We start from the raw sequence: 19,717 nt of genomic DNA, 5'->3' as shown, positions 1-19,717 counted from the left end.
AAGGGCTTCATCGTTCGACTTGCATGTGTTAAGCACGCCGCCAGCGTTCGTCCTGAGCCAGGATCAAACTCTCCGTGAATGTTTACCGGTAATCCGGTTCAACACCACGAGAGCGGAACAACCAGGAGGAATAGTCCCGGTCGTTCACAGCGTCCTCGCTGTGTTTGCCTACCCGGTCCGAAGACCCGGCAGGACTTTCAAAGGAACCTCGTCCCGACCGTGACGGCCGGAGACGGGGTATCAACATATCTGGCGTTGATTTTTGGCACGCTGTTGAGTTCTCAAGGAACGGACGCTTCCTTTGTACTCACCCTCTCGGGCTTTCCTCCGGGCGCTTCCCTTCGGTCTTGCGTTTCCGACTCTATCAGACTCTTTCGTGTCCGATTTTCCGTCGGGGGCCGCCCCGCGTTAGCGGGATATTGACCCTGCGCTTTCCGGCCCTTCCGGGCCTTTCGGCGGTGTTGACTGTATCAGATCCTTTCGGGCCTGATTTCCAGTCAACTGGCCCCCGCGTTAGCGGAGAATGTTGCTGCGTCTTTGCGGCTGTTGGGCCGTTCCGACGCTCAAACTCTAGTGGATTTCCCTGGCCGTTCAAAATCGGGCCACGAATTCAATTCCGGGCATGCCGAAATTGACCCCGTTGAGGGAAGTCGCATTGAGTGGGTTGGCCTCTTCCGGCTGCTGTCGAAGGCAGTACCCGGTTCAAGAGGCTCGGGCTACATTACGGATCCGCCGGGGCCGCGTCAAGTCGAGCGACGGCGGGGCTTGTGGGCCCGATACGGGCTCACCGTAGGGTCGTTGGCGATCCAGAAGCGCCAGGGGTGGACCCCTCCCTCGCCCGAGACTCCGGTGCGCGGACCGTTGCGCACCTGGTCGTCGGGGGTCGGCGTCCCCGTGAGGATCGACAGAGGGGACGACGGCTCGGCGCAGACGTCTGTGCCGTCGAGCGCCCGGTCGATGTCCAGAGCGGTGGCCAGACGTGCCGGGCCTTTGGCGAGTTCCTTGTCGTTGCGGGCCGAGCGGCGCCGGGTCCGGGTGAGCCCCGCGCCCTCCGTGATCTCGCCGGCGCGCAGGAGCACCGCACTGGCCGTGCCGTCGGGGCCGCACACCAGATTCATGCAGTGCCACATCCCGTACGTGAAGTAGACGTACGCATGACCGGGTGGGCCGAACATCACCGCGTTGCGGGCCGTGCGGCCTCGGTAGGCGTGGGAACCCGGGTCCTTGGGGCCGTCGTACGCCTCCACTTCTGTGAGGCGGAGGTGGATCGGGCCGTCGGGTGTGCTGCGTACCAGCGTGCGGCCGAGGAGGTCGGGGGCTACTTCGAGGACGGGGCGGTCGAAGAACTCCCTGGGCAGGGGCGTACGGTCAGGGGCCGCGATCATGGCGTACGAGCGTAGTGCAAGGGATGCTCGCGCGTGGGTGGTCAAGGGTGGTCGGCCCTTGCCAGGGTGAGGGTGCGGAACCGGCCAGGGCCGGATCGCGTTTGTAGTGGTCGTAGAGACCGTAGGTCAGAGTTCACCGTCCGCTGGGACGAGAGTGCGGGGAGAAGCCATGGGGTTCAAGAAGCTGCTTGCGAGCATGGGTGCTGGTGGTGCTTCGGTGGAGACGGTGCTCACCGAGGTCAATGCCGTGCCCGGTGGCGTCGTGCAGGGTGAGGTGCGGATCCAGGGTGGGTCCGTGGACCAGGAGATCGAGGGTCTTTCCGTCGGTCTGCAGGCGCGCGTCGAGGTCGAGGGCGGGGACCAGGAGACGAAGCAGGACATCGAGTTCACGCGGCAGCAGCTCGGTGGCTCGTTCCAGTTGCAGGCGGAGCAGGTGTACTCCGTGCCCTTCGGGCTGGAGATTCCCTGGGAGACACCGGTCACGATGATCGACGGCACCGCGCTGCGCGGCATGAACATCGGTGTGACCACGGAGCTGGAGATCGCTCGGGCGGTGGACTCGGGTGACCTCGACCCGATCAACGTGCACCCGCTCCCCGCGCAGCAGGCCATTCTCGACGCCTTCATCCAGCTCGGTTTCCGCTTCAAGAGCGCGGACATGGAGCGCGGTCGCATTCGCGGTACGCGGCAGAAGTTGCCGTTCTACCAGGAGATCGAGTTCCTGCCGCCGCAGCAGTACCGGGGCATCAACCAGGTCGAGTTGAGCTTCGTGGCCGACGACCGCGAGATGGACGTCGTCCTGGAGATGGACAAGAAGCCGGGTCTGTTCACCTCGGGCAGCGACTCGTACCGCGCGTTCAAGGTGGGACTCGCTGACTTCCAGGGGACCGACTGGGCCGCGTACCTCAATCAGTGGCTGTCGGAAGTCGGTAGCAAGCGCAACTGGGCCTAGGGCCTAGGCTTTTGCGCAGCAGGCTCTACCGCTGGACCGGAGGTTTGACGTGACTGACAAGAGGCCGCCGCTTCCCCATGACCACCTGCCGCAGGTGCCGTCGTTCACCGTGCTGAGCGAGGACGTGGCGCCCGGTGAGGTGCTGGGGGACGCCCAGGTGTTGTCGGGTGGCAATGTCTCGCCGCAGCTGCGGTGGGAGGGTTTTCCGGAGAACACCAAGAGCTTCGCCGTGACGTGCTTCGACCCCGATGCGCCCACGGGCAGCGGGTTCTGGCACTGGGTGCTTTTCGACCTTCCGGCGTCGGTCACGGAGCTTCCCGCCGGTGCGGGCAGCGGCAAGTTCGAGGGTCTTCCCGAGGGTGCCGTGCACGCGCGCAACGACTACGGCTCGAAGGAGTTCGGTGGTGCCGCTCCCCCGCCCGGGGACGGCGCGCACCGCTATGTGTTCACCGTGTACGCGGTGGATCAGGAGAAGTTGGGGCCGGACGCGGACGCTTCGCCGGCGGTCGTCGGCTTCAATCTGCGGTTCCACACGCTGGCGCGCGCGCAGCTCGTCGGTGAGTACACGGCAGCCGACGAGGGCTGATCGCTCGAGATCACGCTCCGGCGCGTTCCGACGCGTTCCGGCTGGAAGCCGATCGTTCACCGGCTGTTTGCCCGTCCCTGGTCATGGAAGTGATCAGGGACGGGCATTTTTTATTCCGTTGTCCCATGCGGCGCGCCCGGCCAGAGTTGATCCAAGTCCGCCGTGGGGTGGGCAGGTGCAACACGGGAGGGTGGGCGGAAATGCGGGACACGCTGGTGCTGAACGCGAGCTTCGAGCCGCTGTCGACGGTGTCGCTGAACCGTGCTGTCGTACTGGTACTGCAGGACAAGGCCGTCGTCGAAGCCTCCCACCCCGAGCTGCGGATGCGTGCCGCCGCCGTGGATCTGCCGGTGCCTCGGGTGATCCGGCTGCTGAGGTTCGTGCGGGTGCCGTTCCGAAGACAGGCGCCGTGGTCGCGGCGGGGCGTGCTGGTCCGGGACCAGCACAAGTGCGCGTACTGCGGGCGTCGGGCGACGACGGTGGACCATGTCGTACCGAAGTCGCGGGGTGGTGGGGACACGTGGCTGAACACCGTCGCCTCGTGCGCGCCGGACAACCACCGCAAAGCGAACCGTACGCCGGAGCAGGCCGGGATGCCGCTGCTCTTCGAGCCGTACGTACCGACGCCCTCGGACGCGATGCTGCTCGCGCTCGGCGCCGACGGGCGGGCGGGGCTGCCGGACTGGCTGCCGGAGCCCGTGGCGGCCGCCTGAGGTTCCGTACGGGCGTGATGTGAGTACGTGGAAGGGCCCGCCTCCTCGACCGGGAGGCGGGCCCTTCTGCGTGACGGGGTGTCAGTCGAGCGGGGGCTGTTCGCGGCGCTCGGGGCTGAGGGACTTGGTGGGGCTGGGCACCGTGGGGGTGCCTGAACCGCCGCCCATGCCGGTGAAGTTGCCCATGGCGCCGGAGAGGCCCTTGAGGGCGTCGCCGATCTCGCTGGGGACGATCCAGAGCTTGTTGGCGTCGCCCTCGGCGATCTTCGGGAGCATCTGGAGGTACTGGTAGGAGAGCAGCTTCTGGTCCGGGTCGCCGGCGTGGATGGCCTCGAAGACTGTGCGGACGGCCTGGGCCTCGCCTTCCGCGCGCAGGGCCGCGGCCTTGGCCTCACCTTCGGCCTTGAGGATCGCGGACTGCTTCTCGCCCTCGGCGGTGAGGATCGCGGACTGGCGGATGCCCTCCGCGGTGAGGATCGCGGCGCGCTTGTCGCGGTCGGCGCGCATCTGCTTCTCCATCGAGTCCTGGATGGAGGTCGGCGGCTCGATCGCCTTGAGCTCGACTCGGTTGACGCGGATGCCCCACTTGCCGGTGGCCTCGTCGAGGACTCCGCGGAGTGCGGCGTTGATCTCCTCGCGGGAGGTCAGGGTCCGCTCGAGGTCCATGCCGCCGATGATGTTGCGCAGGGTGGTGACGGTGAGCTGCTCGATCGCCTGGATGTAGCTGGCGACTTCGTACGTCGCGGCGCGGGCGTCCGTCACCTGGTAGTAGATGACCGTGTCGATGTTGACGACCAGGTTGTCCTGGGTGATCACGGGCTGCGGCGGGAAGGGGACGACCTGTTCGCGGAGGTCGATGCGGTTGCGGACCGAGTCGATGAACGGGACGACGATGTTGAGTCCCGCGTTGAGCGTGCGGGTGTAGCGCCCGAAGCGTTCCACGATGGCGGCGCTCGCTTGCGGAATCACCTGGATCGTCTTGATCAGGGCGATGAAGACGAGCACCACCAGGATGATGAGGACGATGATGATCGGTTCCATCGGTGTTCCCCCGAGCCCTTCTTGCCTTTGTGATTGCCTTGGTGACCCATTGCCTCGGTGACCATCGGAAAGATCTTGGTGGTCGAGTCTGTCAGACCACCGCGGTGCGCGGGGGACGTTCGGTCAGTTCACGCCAACGTCCGCCGCGTCGGGGTCACATGACGATCGCCGTCGCTCCGTCGATCTCCACGACGTCCACCTGCTGGCCCGGTTCGAAGGACTGGGAGTCGTCGAGGGCGCGGGCGGACCAGACCTCGCCGGCGAGTTTGATGCGGCCGCTGCGAGCGTCGACCCGCTCGAGCACTTCGGCCCGCCTGCCCTTCAACGCGTCGATTCCAGAGGCGACTTGGGGCTGTTGCGAGCGGTGCCGGGCGGCGATGGGGCGTACGACCGCGATGAGGGCGACCGAGACGACGGCGAACACCACCACTTGCAAGGTGATGCCACCGCCGAGGGCGGCCGTCACGGCGCCTGCGACGGCGCCCACCGCGAACATCCCGAACTCCGGCATTGCCGTCAGGACTAGAGGAATTCCGAGGCCGACCGCCGCGATCAGCCACCACACCCATGCGTCGATGTCCACGTGGTCATCGTAGGCGCGAAGGTCGCCCGAGGGACAGGGTGCACCTCGGCCCCCGTGGGCGCGCGGCGGCACGGCGGGGGGCCGTGCCGCGGCGCCGGGGCTCAGCTCAGCGGGAGGCCCTGGGCCGTCCAGCGGTCGCCGTTCTGCTCGACGACCAGCGGGAGGCCGAAGCAGCGGGAGAGGTTGCGGGAGGTGAGCTCCAGCTCGATGGGTCCGGCGGCGAGGACCTTGCCCTGGCGGATCATCAGGACGTGGGTGAAGCCGGGGGCGATCTCCTCGACGTGGTGGGTGACCATCAGCATCGAGGGGGCGATCGGGTCGCGGGCGAGGCGGCCGAGGCGGCGCACGAGGTCCTCGCGGCCGCCGAGGTCGAGGCCTGCGGCGGGTTCGTCGAGCAGGAGGAGCTCGGGGTCGGTCATCAGGGCGCGGGCGATCATGGTGCGCTTGCGCTCGCCCTCGGAGAGGGTGCCGAACCTGCGGTCGACGTAGGCCGTCATGCCGAGGCGGTCGAGGAAGGCGCGGGCGCGCTGCTCGTCCACCTCTTCGTAGTCCTCGTGCCAGGTGGCGGTCATTCCGTAGGCCGCGGTGAGGACGGTCTGCAGGACGGTCTGGCGCTTGGGCAGCTTGTCGGCGAGGGCGATGCCGGCGACGCCGATGCGCGGGCGGAGCTCGAAGACGTCCGTGCCGGGCTTGCCGAGGGTCTCGCCGAGGACGGTGGCGGTGCCCGTGGTGGGGAAGAGGTAGCTGGACGCGACGTTCAACAGGGTCGTCTTGCCCGCGCCGTTGGGGCCGAGGATGACCCAGCGCTCGCCCTCCTTGACGGACCAGGAGACCTGGTCCACCAGGGCCCGGCCCTCGCGGACCACGGATACGTCCACCAGCTCCAGAACATCGCTCATGAGCGCGTTGTCTCCCATTGCAGTCTCGTCTCGCTTGCGTCTGTGGACGCAGCCCCCGGTAAAACCTACGCCACCGGTCGGACACTCCCGCCGCCAGTGGGGTCCTTAGGCTGGTGTCCATGCTCACGGAACCACGCTCGGGCCTGCTGGCCTCTTGGGGAAATGCCCTTATTGCGGGACTTGTCTCGCCGGACGACGCGGTGCTTGCCATCGTCGGCGAGGACGCGGTGCACCGGGTCGAGGGGCTGCCGGGTGAGTCCGCGCCGGTCGGTCTGACGCTCGCGCTGGGGCGGCTCAGGGCGCTCGGCGCGAAGGGGCTGCGGGTGGCACTGCCCGCGCCCGGGCATCCGCTCGGCCTCAGCGGGCCGCCGGAGTTCAACGCGCGGGCTCTGGACGCCGAGGAGGCCGTGGTCTGCCAGGGCGTCGCGCTGGGTCTTGTGCCCGAGGTGTACGAGGCCGGTTCCGGTCCGGACGCTGCTGACGTGCACGTCGAGGTGGTGTGGCACTGCCTGCCGGTGCGTGAGGCGCCGCCGGCGGACGTGCCCTCGCTCGGCGAGGCGGAGCGGGAGCTGGCGGAGGCGCTGCGGGACGCGACGAAGATCCTGTCGCGCCTCGACGTGGCCGGTTCGGGTCCGGTCGCGGAGGCGGCGATCGACGCGTACCGCGCGCGTGCCGAGCGCGGCCGCGAGATCCTCGCGCCGGGCTATCCGCCGCGTGCGGTACGGGTGTTGGAGCTGGCGCAGCGGGTGGCGCTGCTGATCTCGGTGGCGTACGAGAACGGGCACGGCGGGGCCGTGAGCGCCTCGGAGATGGCGGCGCGGACCGAGGCGTTGCGGCCGGTGGAGCGGACGGCGCGGCGGGCGCAGGTGGCGGCGTACAACGCGTTCGTGGAGGAGCGGGAGCGCGGGGTGCGCTGAGGCGTACCGGGTCGGCCGGGGGCGCACGGGCGTGCGGTCGGTCGCGTGTGCGCTCGCGCGGGTGTCCGTGGCGTGGATGTGCGGCCAGTGGTCTGCGAGGGCCCGGGGCCGTGGCTCGTACGTCGGAGCCGTGGCTCGTACGGGTCCTGGCATGCGCGCGGCCCTCCAGGCTGGGCTGCCTGGAGGGCCGGTGGTCGGCAAGTGACCCGGGGCGTACGTCAGTGGTTGACGGCGGCGTTCCCGAAGGCCGGGTTGAGCAGGCCGATGACGTTCACGGAGTTGCCCGAGGCGTTGACCGGGATGTGGACCGGCGCCTGCACGAGGTTGCCGGAGCCGACGCCCGGGGAGTGCACGGCCGCACCGGAGGCGTGCGCACCGGAGGTCGCGGAGGCCATGCCCGCGCCGGCGGCGACCAGGCCACCGGCCATCATCGTGACGGCAGCGGCCTTCTTCAGGTTCTTCACTTCTTGGACCCTTCTTGCGGAAGCTGCGGCCAGCCGCCGCAGCACGCACTGGAGAACGCCCCGCCCGTACGGAAGTTGCGCCGTACGGGCGACATCCACACGACGGTATGAATCTCAGACCGGAACGTGACGGTCCGCGGGGGGAGTCGGGCCCGGTGGGGTAGAGGGCCGTGGCTCAGCCGGCCACCCCGTGGCGTACCGCCCAGAGGGCTGCCTGGGTGCGGTCCGCGAGGTCGAGTTTCATCAGGATGTTGGAGACGTGGGTCTTGACGGTCTTCTCGGACAGCACCAGGGCGCGGGCGATCTCGCGGTTGGAGCGGCCGTCGGCGATCAGGCCGAGGACTTCGCGCTCGCGCTCGGTGAGCGAGCCTCCCCTGCCCTGTGCGCCGCCCGACTCGTCCTGGGAGAGCAGGGCGCCCGCCACCTCGGGCTGGAGCAGGACGTGGCCGGCGTGCACAGAGCGGATGGCGCCCGCGAGCGCGTCCGGGTCGACGTCCTTGTAGACATAGCCGGCGGCTCCCGCGCGCAGGGCCGGGACGACCGTGCGCTGCTCGGTGAAACTGGTGACGATCAACACCTTGGCGGGGTTGGCCAGTTCACGGAGTTTGCGGAGGGCCTCGACGCCGTCCATGCCGGGCATCTTCACGTCCATCAGGACGACGTCCGGGCGGAGTTCTTCCGTACGGGCCACGCCCTCGGCGCCGTCGGAGGCCTCGCCGATGACCTCGATGTCGTCCTGGACCTCCAGGAACGTGCGCAGGCCGCGGCGGACCACCTGGTGGTCGTCGACCAGCAGCACCCTGATGGCGCGGGCCGCGGCCGCCTCGCGCGCCTCGGAGCGTTCTTCGTCAGCCACCGGGGACCTCCATTGTGATCGTGGTGCCCTCGCCGGGCGCCGATTCCACGGTCAGGCGGCCGCCCACTCCGCCCGCCCGGTGCCTCATGGAGACCAGGCCGAGGTGGCGTCCCGCTCGTCTCACCGCGCGGGTGTCGAATCCGCTGCCGTCGTCGGTGATGCTCAACTCGGCGCCCTGGCCGCGCTTCTGCAGCGCCACGCACACGCGCGTGGCGCCGGAGTGGCGCAGGGCGTTGTGCAGGGCCTCCTGGGCGACGCGCAGCATCGCCTCCTCCTGGGCGGCCGGCAGGGCGCGCACTCCGGTGCAGTCGAAGGTGACCTGTGCGGAGTGGGCGCGGTCCAGGACCTGGATCTGGGTGCGCAGGGTCGCGACGAGGCCGTCCTCGTCCAGGGCGGCGGGGCGCAACTCGACCACCGCGGCGCGCAGTTCGTCGGCCGCCTCGGCGGCGAGCGCGGCGACCTGCTGGAGTTCGCCCTTGGCGCGGCCGGGGTCGCGGTCCACGAGGGTGGCGGCGGCCTGGGCGGTCAGGCGCAGCGAGAACAGCTTCTGGCTGACGGCGTCGTGCAGTTCGTGGGCGAGGCGGGAGCGTTCCTCGGCGATCGTCAGCTCGCGGCTGCGTTCGTACAGGCGGGCGTTGGTGAGGGCGAGGGCGGCGTGCTGGGCGAAGATGCCCAGGAGGGCCTCGTCCTCCTCGGTGAAGCCGCAACCGCCTTGTGGTTCGGGGCTCAAGGGGCCCGGGGGGTGTCCCCCCGGCGGACGCAGCTTGTTCGCCAGGAAGAGTGCGCCCAGGGTCTCGTCGCCGTCCCGGATGGGCAGGCCGAGGAAGTCGGACATGTCGGGGTGGGCGGAGGGCCAGCCCTCGAAGCGGGGGTCCTTGCGCACGTCGGCGAGGCGCTCGGTGCGGGCGCCGTGCAGCATCGACGCGAGGATGCCGTGCTGGCGCGGCAGCGGGCCGATGGCCTTCCACTGCTCCTCGCTGACGCCGTCGACGACGAACTGGGCGAAGCCGCCGTGGTCGTCGGGCACGCCCAGCGCGGCGTACTCGGCGTCGAGGAGTTCGCGCGCCGAGACGACGATCGTCTTGAGGACGTCGCGCACTTCTAGGTGCCTGCTCATGGCGAGGAGCGCGGAGCTCACCGCGAGCAGACCTGATCGGGGACCGTCGGTCATGGCCTCACCGTACCGGCGGGCTCGGACAACCGGATCGGCCGCGGGACGGCGGCCTCTTGGGACCCGGGGACTAGGCCGAAGGCCCTTGCATGGTGCGGTCCGGCGGCTCAGGTCCCGGGGGTGGTCGGGTTCCTACGTTGAGAGTCGGGAGCCGCCCGGCAGAGGCCTGCGAGCAGGACCGGGCGGCCGGACTCGAGGGGATGGATCAGATGCCGGTTGCGATGATCACGGGGGCTTCGAAGGGGTTCGGCCGGGCGTTGGCCGCGGCGTTGGCCGCCCGCGGCTGGGACCTCGTCCTGGACGCACGGTCCGCGGGGCCGTTGCAGGACACCGCGCGGGAGCTGGAGAAGGCGCAGGGCACCGCGCGGGAGCTGGAGGGGCACCACGCGCGCGTGCGGGCGATCGCCGGGGATGTGACGGATGCCGGGCACCGGGGCGCCCTGGTCGCTGCGGCGGGTGCGCTCGGCGGGCTCGACCTGCTGGTGAACAACGCGAGCGCGCTGGGCGCGGAGCCGCTCGTACGCCTGGAGGAGCTGTCGCTCGACGGGGTACGGGAGGCGTTCGAGACGAACGTGGTGGCGGCGCTCGGCCTGGTCAGGGAGGCGTTGCCGCTGCTGCGGGAGTCGGCGGGAGCGGTGATCAACCTGACTTCGGACGCGGCCGTCGAGGCGTACGAGACGTGGGGCGGGTACGGCGCTTCCAAGGCGGCGCTCGACCAGCTGTCCGCGGTGCTGGCGGTGGAGGAGCCGCAGCTGCGGGTGTGGGCGGTGGACCCGGGCGACATGCGGACCGATCTGTACCGGGCCGCGGTGCCGCTCGACGACATGTCCGGGCGGCCGCTCCCGGAGTCGGTGGTTCCGGCGTTCCTGCGGCTGCTGGACACCCGGCCGGGCAGTGGGCGGTACGCGGCTTCGGAGCTGGGGGCGGCGCTGTGACAGTTCGGGATGCGCACGGTACGGGTGCCGGGGTCGCACCGGTCCTCGAGGGGCTGCGGGTGCCGGATGAGCTGTCGGCGCGCGTGCCGGTGGAGCAGCGGCGGCCGGGGGCGGGGCGGGACGGGGTGCGGCTGCTCGTGTCACGTGGGCGGTCCGTCTCGCACCACGCGTTCGCGGATCTGCCGCGGCTGCTGCGGGCCGGGGACCTGCTCGTCGTGAACACGTCGCCCACGCTCGCCGCCGCCGTGGACGGGACGCTCGTCGGCGAGAACCGGGGGCACGCGCGCGTAGTGGTGCATTTCTCGACGCGGGGCGACGACGGGCGCTGGGCTGTCGAGCTGCGCGACCCTGATGGAACAGGAACCACGCGCGCGCGTGCGGGCGGACCGGCGGGCGCGCGTGTGGAGCTTCCCGGCGGCCGCTCCCTCGTACTGGAGGAGCCGCTGAGCGAGCGGGGTGCGCGGCTCTGGTGGGCGCGGGTGGACGGGGTGGTGCCGGAGCTGCTGCGCGAGCGCGGCCGGCCCATCCGCTACGCCTATACGGAGCGGGACCAGCCGCTGTCGGCGTACCAGACGGTGTTCGCCCTGCCGGCTCCCGGCGGGGCGGGTTCGGCGGAGATGCCGAGTGCGGGTCGGCCGTTCACGGACCGGATCGTGGCGGAGGCGGTCAGCCGCGGCGTGCAGTTCGCGCCGGTCACGCTGCACACCGGGGTGGCCTCGGCCGAGGCGCACGAGCCGCCGTACCCCGAGCGGTTCTCCGTACCGGCGGCCTCGGCGCGGCTGATCAACTCGGCGCGGGCCGGTGGGGGCCGGATCATCGCGATCGGTACGACGGCGGTGCGTGCCGTCGAGTCGGCGGCGGATGAGGGAGGCGTGGTGCGGGCGGCCGCTGGGTGGACGGATCTCGTGATCACTCCGGAGCGCGGAGTGCGAGTGGTGGACGGCGTTCTCACGGGACTGCACGAGCCGGCCGCGTCACATCTTTCGATGTTGGTCGCGATTGCCGGAAAGGACGCCGTGACCTGTGGATATACGGAAGCCGTACGGCGTCTCTACCTCTGGCACGAGTTCGGGGACAGCCATCTGGTTCTCAAGGACGAGAACAGTCACCGTATGAATTGCTTCGGCAACGGTTGGTGAGGCTGTTACGAGACCGATGTGAGCCCACGCATAGGGCGCACGTCACGTACGAAGTGTCCTAGTTGACCGATTGGGTGCCTTCCATGGGGGAAATATCGGGCGCGGCTCCCCCACTCCCTGGCCCTGATCCACTAAGCAGGATCGTACGTCACACCTTTGCTTCGAGATTTTGCGGCCGCTAAGAATTGCTCTCGTCGCTCGGCGCCGTGGTTACCCACACCACGGCGTTTTTGCCGGAGTCCCTGTCCCGGTGTCGGAAAGCGAGCGATCTCCGCTATTTCGAAGAGGTCCTTTCGCATGCCCCAGCAGAACACCCTTGGCCTTTCCCTGACCAAGCGCCAGAAGATCTCGATCGCCGGTGTCGCCACGGTCGGCGCCGCTGCCCTCGCCTTCTCGTTCGTGCCGGGCAACGACCAGACCGCGCAGGCCTCCGAGGTCTCCGCCGCTCCCGTCGCCTTCTCCGCGGATGCCAAGACCATCCAGGAGGGCGTCGCCAAGCAGCAGACCGCCTACGCGGGCATCGCCAAGGCCGCCGAGACCGCCGCGCAGAAGCAGGCGGCGGCCGAGGCCAAGGCGAAGGCCGATGCGAAGGCCAAGCAGGAGCGCGACGCCAAGGCCCGCGCCGCCCGTGACGCCGCCCGCAAGCCGGTGTACGCCAACAACCTGGACGGTTGGATCAAGCAGTCCCTCGCCATCATGAAGAAGGAGGGCATCCCCGGCTCCTACGAGGGCCTGCACCGCAACATCATGCGGGAGTCCTCCGGGGACCCGCGGGCCATCAACAACTGGGACATCAACGCCCAGAACGGCATCCCCTCCAAGGGCCTGCTGCAGGTCATCAAGCCCACCTTCGACGCGTACCACGTCAAGGGCACCAAGCACGACCAGTACGACCCGGTCGCCAACATCGTCGCCGCGGCCAACTACGCCGCCGACCGTTACGGCTCGATGGACAACGTCAACAGCGCCTACTGAGCGGCTGCGGACCACCGATAGCGCAAAGGGCGGCACCCCACACGGGGGTGCCGCCCTTCGGCGTGTGTGCGCGACCGCGGTGCGCTTACTTGCGCATGACCTCCGGCTCGTGGCGGCGCAGGAAGCGCGCCACCAGGAAGCCGCAGAGAACGCCGAGCGCGATCAGGGCGCCCATGTCGAGCAGCCAGGACGCGACCTCGTGGTCCCAGAGCGGGTCGGTGCTGCCTGGGTCGTCGGTGTTCGGGTTGATGTTGTTGAAGTCAAGCGTCGTGCCGGCGGCGGCGACGGCCCAGCGGGACGGCATCAGGTACGAGAACTGGTTGACGCCGACGGTGCCGTGCAGGATGAACAGGCAGCCGGTGAACACGACCTGGACGATCGCGAACATCACGAGCAGCGGCATGGTCTTCTCGGCGGTCTTCACCAGCGAGGAGATGACCAGGCCGAACATCATCGCCGCGAAGCCGAGCGCCATGATCGGCAGGCACAGCTCCAGGAGCACCGAGCCGCCGAGGACCAGACCCTCGTCCGGGATCTCGCGGCTGGCGAAGCCGATGACGCCGACCAGCAGGCCCTGCAGCATGGTGACGGTGCCGAGCACGATGACCTTGGACATCAGGTACGCGGAGCGGGACAGGCCGGTGGCGCGTTCCCGCTCGTAGATGACCCTTTCCTTGATCAGTTCGCGGACCGAGTTGGCGGCGCCCGCGAAGCACGCGCCGACCGCGAGGATCAGCAGGACCGTGGTGGCGGTGCCGTTCGGGACATGCAGGCCGGTCTGCGGGTTCACCTTCGGGTTGACGAGCAGGCCCTTGTCCGGGTCGATCAGCAGGCTGACCGCGCCGAGGACGGCGGGCAGGATCACCGTCAGCGCCAGGAAGCCCTTGTCGGACGCGATGACGGAGACGTACCGCCTGATCAGGGTGAACAGCTGGGAGCCCCAGCCCTGCGGCTTCGGAGGTCTCATCATCGCCTGGGGCTGCTGCATGTACTGCTGCTGCGGCTGCTGCGGGGCGGCGTCGATGTCCGCGGCGTACATCTGGTAGTGCTGCGAGCCCTTCCAGCGGCCCGCCCAGTCGTACTCGCGGTAGTTCTCGAAGGCGGAGAAGACATCGGCCCAGGTGGTGTAGCCGAAGAAGTTCAGGGCCTCCTCGGGCGGGCCGAAGTACGCCACCGAGCCGCCCGGCGCCATCACCAGGAGCTTGTCGCAGATCGCCAGCTCGGCCACGGAGTGCGTGACGACGAGGACGGTGCGGCCGTCGTCGGCGAGGCCGCGGAGCAGCTGCATGACGTCGCGGTCCATGCCCGGGTCGAGGCCCGAGGTGGGCTCGTCCAGGAAGATCAGGGACGGCTTGGTGAGCAGCTCAAGGGCGACCGAGACGCGCTTGCGCTGGCCACCCGACAAGGAGGTGACCTTCTTGTCCTTGTGGATGTCCAGCTTCAGCTCGCGAAGGACCTCGCCGATGCGCTGCTCCCGCTCCTGCTCGCTGGTGTCGGCGGGGAAGCGGAGCTTGGCGGCGTACTTGAGGGCCTTCTTGACGGTCAGCTCCTTGTGCAGGATGTCGTCCTGCGGGACCAGACCGATGCGCTGCCGGAGCTCGGCGAACTGCTTGTAGAGGTTCCGGTTGTCGTAGAGGACCTCGCCCTGGTTCGCGGGGCGGTAACCGGTGAGGGCCTTGAGGAGCGTCGACTTTCCGGAGCCGGACGGGCCGATCACGGCGATCAGGGACTTCTCCGGTACGCCGAAGGAGACGTCCTTGAGGATCTGCTTGCCGCCGTCGACGGTGACCGTGAGGTGGCGGGCCGAGAAGGAGACCTCGCCGGTGTCGACGAACTCCTCCAGGCGCCCGTCGACCAGCCGGAACGTGGAGTGGCCGACACCGACGATGTCGTTCGGGCCGATCGGCGCGGTGCCGGACTTGGCAAGCGGCTGACCGTTGAGGTACGTGCCGTTGTGCGAGCCGAGGTCGCGGATCTCGAAGCGGCCGTCGGGCGTCGCGTGGAACTCGGCGTGGTGGCGGGAGACCTGGAGGTCGGAGACGACCAGCTCGTTCTCCAGGGCGCGGCCGATGCGCATGACGTGGCCGAGGGCCACCTGGTGGAACGTGGTGGGGCTGCGGTCGCCGCCGTGCGCCGGGGCGCCCGCGCCGACGGGGGGCTGGTGCGGGAACTGCTGGCCGGGGGCCTGCTGACCGGGGAACTGCTGGCCGGGGGCCTGCTGCGGCGGCACGTGCGCCTGACCCGCGCCGGCCTGCTGGGGCCAGGCCTGCTGGTGCGGTGCGTGCTGCTGGGCGTGGTGCTGCTGTGCATGTTGCTGCGGGGCCTGCTGCTGCCAGCCGGGGCCCGCCTGCTGGGGGGCGTGCTGCTGCGGGTAAGGGGCCGGAGCCGCCTCCTTGGCGGGGACCTGCGCGGCCTGGGCCTGCTGCGGGCCGCCTGCGACGGCACTCGCGGCGGCGCCGGCGGCCGCGAGGTTGAGGCACGGCCCGTCGGTGGCGTTGCCGAGGTGCACGGCGGTGCCGGGACCGATCTCGATGTGCTGGACCCGGTGGCCCTGCACGAACGTGCCGTTGGTGCTGCCGTGGTCCTCGATCACCCAGTTCCGGCCGCCCCAGCTGATCGTGGCGTGCCGCCAGGAGACCCGGGCGTCGTCGATCACCACATCGCCGCCCGGATCACGTCCGACGGCATACGACCTGGACACATCAAGCGTCCAGGTCTGTCCATTCAATTCCAGTACGAGTTCCGGCACTCCAGCCCCACTACGTTGTCCCCCGAGCTAGCCCCCGTCTTGGGGAGTCTAGGGATGTCGAACATCGTGGGGAACTATTCCAGGCTCCGCCCGCTGACCGAAAGTCGGGCCTGTGGATGAGCGCCCCACCACCCTTGCGGCGCCCGGCCGTTGAGATCCGCAAACCCGGCCGTACGGCCTGAATCAGCGATCAGTACGTACGGATCATGAGGTCTCGGTACATATGCGTATGGCTCGGAAAGTGCTGCCCATCAGGGGCCCGGCGTGTCCGTAAGCCGGGACGGCCGCGCACATGGCACGCGGTGCCGGATACCGTGGGAGCACCATGAGCGCATCGCAGCCACCCCACCCCGCTGACGTACCCACCCTCCTCGTCAAGATCTTCGGCAAGGACCGGCCCGGCATCACCGCGGGCCTCTTCGACACCCTTGCCGCCTTCTCCGTAGACGTGATCGATCTGGAGCAGGTCGTCACGCGTGGCCGGATCGTGCTGTGCGCGCTGGTCACCGCGCCGCCCGCCGGGATGGAGGGCGAGCTGCGGTCCACGGTGCACAGCTGGGCCGACTCCCTGAAGATGCAGGCCGAGATCATCTCCGGTATCGGCGACAACCGGCCGCGCGGCGAGGGCCGTTCGCACGTGACGGTGCTCGGGCACCCGCTGACCGCGGAGTCGACGGCGGCCATAGCGGCCCGGATCACGGACACCGGCGGCAACATCGACCGGATCTTCCGGCTCGCCAAGTACCCGGTCACGGCCGTGGAGTTCGCGGTGTCCGGCACGGAGACCGAGCCGCTGCGGACGGCGCTCGCCATAGAGGCCGCGGTGCAGGGCGTGGACGTCGCGGTCGTCTCGGCCGGTCTGCACCGCCGGGCCCAGCGGCTCATCGTGATGGACGTCGACTCGACGCTGATCCAGGACGAGGTCATCGAGCTGTTCGCGGCGCACGCGGGCTGCGAGGACAAGGTCGCCGAGGTGACGGCGGCGGCGATGCGCGGCGAGCTGGACTTCGAGCAGTCGCTGCACGCGCGCGTGGCGCTGCTCGAAGGGCTCGACGCCTCGGTGGTGGACAAGGTGCGTACGGAGGTCAGGCTCACGCCGGGCGCCCGCACCCTGATCCGTACGCTGAAGCGCCTCGGCTACCAAGTGGGCGTCGTCTCCGGTGGGTTCACGCAGGTCACGGACGACCTGAAGGAGCGGCTCGGGCTTGACTTCGCGCAGGCCAACACGCTGGAGATCGTCGACGGCAAGCTGACCGGCAAGGTCACCGGCGAGATCGTGGACCGCGCGGGCAAGGCGCGGCTGCTGCGCCGGTTCGCGGCGGAGGCGGGGGTTCCGCTGGAGCAGACGGTGGCGATCGGCGACGGCGCCAACGATCTGGACATGCTGAACGCGGCGGGCCTCGGGGTCGCCTTCAACGCCAAGCCGGTGGTGCGCGAGGCCGCGCACACGGCGGTGAACGTGCCGTTCCTGGACACCGTGCTGTATCTGCTCGGCGTCACCCGCGAAGAGGTGGAGGCGGCGGACACGCACGCGGACTGATCGCTCCGACGGAACAGGGCGGCGGGCGGCGGAGGGCCGCGAAGACAGCTCCGGCAATTCAGGCAGCTCGGACGGTCAGCAGGGCCCGGCACGGTGTGCGTGCCGGGCCCTGCTGTCGTGAGCGGGTCCCGAACGGGTCGCGAGCTGATCCCGAATGGGCCCCGAACGGGTGGCCTCGGGACGGGAGTTACTCGTGCGGCGTCCAGTAGTCGAGCAGCGTCGCGGTGCCGGGCTCCAGGCCCTTCCAGGACCCGGTGTACGACAGGGTCGCCATCGCCGCGGTCGAGAAGCCGCGCCGGCTCATGCGTGCCAGGGCGTCGCCCTCGGACGAGCCGGCGAGGACGTCGGCGAGGCCCTGCACTCCGGGGTTGTGGCCGATCAGGAGGATGTCGGAGAAGTCGTCCTGCACTTCGTTGAGCACGGCGATGAGCTCACCGGGCGAGGCTTCGTACACACGCTCTTCGTAGACGGTCTTCGGGCGGCGCGGCAGCTCGTGGACGGCGAGCTTCCAGGTCTCGCGGGTCCGGGTGGCGGTGGAGCAGATGGCCAGGTCGAAGTCGATGCCGGTCTCGGCCAGTCTGCGGCCGGCCACCGGGGCATCATGGCGACCGCGCTCGGCGAGCGGCCGCTCATGGTCGGACACCTGGGGCCAGTCGGCCTTCGCATGCCGAAGGAGGACAATCCTGCGGGGTGTATCGACGCTCATGCGTCCCAGCTTCGCACGAAACGCGCCGTGCGGCGCAGGTAGTTGACATGCTCCGCACGCACGGGTGACCGGGGGTTGAAGCGCGTCGGAACACCCCGTTCCGCCTCGGCGGTTCAGAACGGCAGGGACTGTCTCAGTTGCGCCAGGACGTCCAGCAGCGGGAGGCGGCCGACTGCCGCGTGCGCGTCGGCGGGGTCGAGCACGAGGGAGAGCAGCAGCACGAAGGCGACCGTGGGCAGTGCGAGCGCCCACCAGGGCAGCTCGGCCGCGATCCGGCCACGTCGCTCCGGGGTGGCTCGGGGGTGCGCCGGTGCCGGCATGTGGCTCGCCTCCGCGGTTCGGGTGCCGTGCGCGCCGCTCCTTCGCGGGCACATCTCGAACCTACGGACCGAGGCGGCCCGGGACTATCAGGTGATCCACCCACTTACCCCTGATACCTGTCCCCTAGGGGATGCGGGGGCCTGCCCCACTGCGCCGCGGTCAGGGTGAGGCGATGGACGCGACGACGCCGATGACGACGGTGATGGCCAGCATCGCGCCGAGCACGATGAGGAACTTCTTCTGGCCGTTCTGCGGGTTCGGTTCGAGGACGGGCATGCCGCCAAGTCTCGCACCCTTTGCCCGGTCTGCCCTCGGCGGGGTGCCGTGAGCCGCGCTGCGCTCAGGCGCCTTGGCCGCGGCCCGCGCCGGGGCACTCAGGGCCTTGGTCGCACCCCCGGACACTCAGGCGCCTTGGCCGCACCCCCGGGCACTCAGGCGCCCTTGGCCGCGGCCTCCGCCCGCTCGGCCAGCTCCGCCTCGACCGTGCGGTTGCGGCCCGCGAGGATGCCGGCCGCGATCTGCGGCACCATCAGGCCGGCCATGAGGCCGATGGGCAGGCCCCAGCCGCCGCTGTGCTGGTAGAGCACGCCGACGAGCAGCGGTCCCGGGATGGAGAGCAGATAGCCGGTGCTCTGCGCGAACGCCGACAGCTTGGCGACGCCCGCACCGGTGCCCGCGCGCATGCCGACCATCGTGAGGGCCAGCGGGAACGAGCAGTTGGAGACGCCAAGGACCAGGGCCCACACCCATGCCCCGGCCGCCGGGGCGAGGAACAGGCCCGCGTACCCGATGAGTCCGCAGGTGCCGAGGACCACGGCGATCGGGCCCTGGTTGCGCAGCCGACCGGCCACGCGCGGGATGACGAAGGCGAGCGGGACGCCCATCGCCATGGTCACGGCGAGCAGCACGCCCGCGGTGGAGGCCGGGACGCCCGCGTCCCGGAAGATCTGCGGCATCCAGCCCATCGTGATGTACGCGCCGGTGGCCTGGAGCCCGAAGAAGGCGGCGAGCGCCCAGGCCGTACGGCTGCGGGTGATGGGCAGGGCGAGCGCGCCCTTGTCCCGCCCGGCCGCGGCGGATCCCGTGGTGCTCGCGGCCTCGGTGGCGCTCGCGCGCCCCGCGCGTACGAGCGCGAGCCAGGGCAGTACGGCCACGGCGGCGACCAGCGCCCACAGGCCGAGCCCGGTCTGCCACTCGCCGCCGAGTGCGCTGGTGAGCGGCACGGTGGCGGCGGCCGCGAGGGACGTGCCGAGGGAGAGCGCCATGGAGTACAGGCCGGTCATGCCGGCCACGCGGTCCGGGAACCAGCGCTTCACGATCACCGGCATCAGGATGTTGCTGACGGCGATGCCCATCAGGGCGAGGGCGCTGGCGGCCAGGAAGCCCGGCGTACCGCCCGCGAACGGGCGGACCGCGAGGCCCGTGGCGATCGCGGCCATGCCGGCGCAGACCACGGCGGAGGGCCCGAAGCGGCGGGCGAGCCTGGGGGCCATCACGCCGAAGGCGGCGAAGCACAGCGGCGGCACGGACGTCAGCACGCCGGCGACGCTGCCGCTCATGCCGAGGCCGTCGCGCACCTCTTCGAGGAGTGCGCCGAGGCTGGTGATCGCGGGACGCAGGTTGAGCGCCGCGAGGACCAACCCGACGGCGACGAGCCGCAGGGTCCACGCGCGCGTGGTGGGCGGTTCGCTCGCGTGCTGCGGGGTCGCCGAACGCGGTGGGTCCTGGGTCGTCGTCTGGGATTCCTCGTGTGGCATGAGAGCCATCATAGAATCATGGGATGAA

20 protein-coding genes and 1 rRNA gene are annotated in these 19,717 nt (G+C 70.1%); 8 read left to right on the top strand and 13 right to left on the bottom strand.

Going from position 1 to position 19,717, the window contains the following annotated elements:
- Together RCO28_RS04910 and RCO28_RS04905 are read right to left on the bottom strand one after the other, a co-directional pair.
- Positions 1 to 79 (bottom strand): 16S ribosomal RNA (locus RCO28_RS04910); the annotation flags it as partial.
- A gap of 664 nt (positions 80 to 743) precedes the next feature.
- Positions 744 to 1,385: a DNA-3-methyladenine glycosylase gene (locus RCO28_RS04905; protein WP_308939640.1), complete on the bottom strand. Its 642-nt coding sequence runs from the start codon at positions 1,383 to 1,385 to the stop codon at positions 744 to 746.
- Positions 1,386 to 1,554: 169 nt separating this feature from the next.
- Between RCO28_RS04905 and RCO28_RS04900 the strand changes: the two genes are divergently transcribed.
- The 3 genes from RCO28_RS04900 (at position 1,555) to RCO28_RS04890 (ending at position 3,636) form a co-directional block, all read left to right on the top strand.
- Positions 1,555 to 2,337: a sporulation protein gene (locus tag RCO28_RS04900; RefSeq protein ID WP_308939639.1), complete on the top strand. Its 783-nt coding sequence runs from the start codon at positions 1,555 to 1,557 to the stop codon at positions 2,335 to 2,337.
- Positions 2,338 to 2,386: 49 nt separating this feature from the next.
- The gene (locus tag RCO28_RS04895; RefSeq protein ID WP_282539292.1) at positions 2,387 to 2,923 is read left to right on the top strand and encodes a YbhB/YbcL family Raf kinase inhibitor-like protein; all 537 of its coding nucleotides are present in this window, start codon (positions 2,387 to 2,389) and stop codon (positions 2,921 to 2,923) included.
- 200 nt (positions 2,924 to 3,123) lie between these two features.
- Positions 3,124 to 3,636 carry an HNH endonuclease gene (locus tag RCO28_RS04890; protein WP_308939638.1) on the top strand — a complete coding sequence of 171 codons (513 nt, stop codon included), beginning with the start codon at positions 3,124 to 3,126 and terminating at the stop codon, positions 3,634 to 3,636.
- Between the two features lie 81 nt (positions 3,637 to 3,717).
- Here RCO28_RS04890 and RCO28_RS04885 read toward each other — a convergent pair whose 3' ends face one another.
- The 3 genes from RCO28_RS04885 to RCO28_RS04875 all read right to left on the bottom strand — a co-directional run bounded on the left by RCO28_RS04885 (position 3,718) and on the right by RCO28_RS04875 (position 6,159).
- The gene (locus tag RCO28_RS04885; RefSeq protein WP_308939637.1) at positions 3,718 to 4,677 is read right to left on the bottom strand and encodes an SPFH domain-containing protein; all 960 of its coding nucleotides are present in this window, start codon (positions 4,675 to 4,677) and stop codon (positions 3,718 to 3,720) included.
- A 154-nt stretch (positions 4,678 to 4,831) separates the two neighbouring features.
- Positions 4,832 to 5,260, bottom strand: a complete 429-nt coding sequence (locus RCO28_RS04880; protein ID WP_308939636.1) for an NfeD family protein — start codon at positions 5,258 to 5,260, stop codon at positions 4,832 to 4,834.
- 101 nt (positions 5,261 to 5,361) lie between these two features.
- Complete coding sequence (locus RCO28_RS04875; protein ID WP_308939635.1) at positions 5,362 to 6,159, bottom strand: ABC transporter ATP-binding protein; 798 nt, start codon at positions 6,157 to 6,159, stop codon at positions 5,362 to 5,364.
- A gap of 119 nt (positions 6,160 to 6,278) precedes the next feature.
- Here RCO28_RS04875 and RCO28_RS04870 point away from each other — a divergent pair, with 119 nt between their 5' ends.
- Complete coding sequence (locus RCO28_RS04870) at positions 6,279 to 7,076, top strand: hypothetical protein (protein ID WP_308939634.1); 798 nt, start codon at positions 6,279 to 6,281, stop codon at positions 7,074 to 7,076.
- A gap of 218 nt (positions 7,077 to 7,294) precedes the next feature.
- On the opposite strand, the gene RCO28_RS04865 is transcribed toward RCO28_RS04870, so the two are convergent.
- From RCO28_RS04865 to RCO28_RS04855, 3 genes are all read right to left on the bottom strand, one after another.
- On the bottom strand, positions 7,295 to 7,540 hold the full coding sequence (locus tag RCO28_RS04865; protein ID WP_308939633.1) for a chaplin: 246 nt from the start codon (positions 7,538 to 7,540) through the stop codon (positions 7,295 to 7,297).
- Positions 7,541 to 7,715: 175 nt separating this feature from the next.
- Entirely contained in the window at positions 7,716 to 8,396 is a 681-nt protein-coding gene (locus tag RCO28_RS04860; RefSeq protein ID WP_308939632.1) for a response regulator transcription factor, read from the bottom strand.
- Complete coding sequence (locus RCO28_RS04855; protein WP_308939631.1) at positions 8,389 to 9,567, bottom strand: GAF domain-containing sensor histidine kinase; 1,179 nt, start codon at positions 9,565 to 9,567, stop codon at positions 8,389 to 8,391. Before RCO28_RS04855 ends, RCO28_RS04860 begins: the two co-directional genes overlap by 8 nt.
- A 209-nt stretch (positions 9,568 to 9,776) precedes the next feature.
- Between RCO28_RS04855 and RCO28_RS04850 the strand changes: the two genes are divergently transcribed.
- The 3 genes from RCO28_RS04850 (at position 9,777) to RCO28_RS04840 (ending at position 12,616) form a co-directional block, all read left to right on the top strand.
- Complete coding sequence (locus RCO28_RS04850; RefSeq protein WP_308939630.1) at positions 9,777 to 10,502, top strand: SDR family NAD(P)-dependent oxidoreductase; 726 nt, start codon at positions 9,777 to 9,779, stop codon at positions 10,500 to 10,502.
- Positions 10,503 to 10,555: 53 nt separating this feature from the next.
- Positions 10,556 to 11,641, top strand: a complete 1,086-nt coding sequence (locus RCO28_RS04845) for an S-adenosylmethionine:tRNA ribosyltransferase-isomerase (RefSeq protein WP_374991097.1) — start codon at positions 10,556 to 10,558, stop codon at positions 11,639 to 11,641.
- 297 nt (positions 11,642 to 11,938) lie between these two features.
- On the top strand, positions 11,939 to 12,616 hold the full coding sequence (locus RCO28_RS04840) for a transglycosylase SLT domain-containing protein (protein ID WP_308939628.1): 678 nt from the start codon (positions 11,939 to 11,941) through the stop codon (positions 12,614 to 12,616).
- A gap of 85 nt (positions 12,617 to 12,701) precedes the next feature.
- On the opposite strand, the gene RCO28_RS04835 is transcribed toward RCO28_RS04840, so the two are convergent.
- Positions 12,702 to 15,365, bottom strand: a complete 2,664-nt coding sequence (locus tag RCO28_RS04835) for an FHA domain-containing protein (RefSeq protein WP_308939627.1) — start codon at positions 15,363 to 15,365, stop codon at positions 12,702 to 12,704.
- A 325-nt stretch (positions 15,366 to 15,690) separates the two neighbouring features.
- On the opposite strand from RCO28_RS04835, the gene serB reads away from it, so the two are divergent.
- A complete protein-coding gene (gene serB, locus RCO28_RS04830) occupies positions 15,691 to 16,905 on the top strand; it encodes a phosphoserine phosphatase SerB (protein WP_308939626.1) in 1,215 nt (404 codons plus the stop codon).
- Between the two features lie 187 nt (positions 16,906 to 17,092).
- Here serB and RCO28_RS04825 read toward each other — a convergent pair whose 3' ends face one another.
- The 4 genes from RCO28_RS04825 to RCO28_RS04810 form a co-directional block, all read right to left on the bottom strand.
- Positions 17,093 to 17,611, bottom strand: coding sequence for a histidine phosphatase family protein (locus RCO28_RS04825; protein WP_308939625.1), 519 nt, complete (start codon positions 17,609 to 17,611; stop codon positions 17,093 to 17,095).
- A gap of 113 nt (positions 17,612 to 17,724) precedes the next feature.
- The gene (locus RCO28_RS04820) at positions 17,725 to 17,931 is read right to left on the bottom strand and encodes a hypothetical protein (RefSeq protein WP_308939624.1); all 207 of its coding nucleotides are present in this window, start codon (positions 17,929 to 17,931) and stop codon (positions 17,725 to 17,727) included.
- Positions 17,932 to 18,091: 160 nt separating this feature from the next.
- Positions 18,092 to 18,208: an SGM_5486 family transporter-associated protein gene (locus RCO28_RS04815; RefSeq protein ID WP_282539276.1), complete on the bottom strand. Its 117-nt coding sequence runs from the start codon at positions 18,206 to 18,208 to the stop codon at positions 18,092 to 18,094.
- A 155-nt stretch (positions 18,209 to 18,363) separates the two neighbouring features.
- A complete protein-coding gene (locus RCO28_RS04810) occupies positions 18,364 to 19,689 on the bottom strand; it encodes an MFS transporter (RefSeq protein WP_308939623.1) in 1,326 nt (441 codons plus the stop codon).
- Positions 19,690 to 19,717: the final 28 nt, after the last annotated feature.

The sequence above is a fragment of the Streptomyces sp. LHD-70 genome, from assembly GCF_031157275.1.
In the GTDB taxonomy this organism is placed as follows: domain Bacteria; phylum Actinomycetota; class Actinomycetes; order Streptomycetales; family Streptomycetaceae; genus Streptomyces.
Note: the sequence above shows the minus strand (reverse complement) of the source record. Positions and strands in the feature narration are given on the sequence as shown.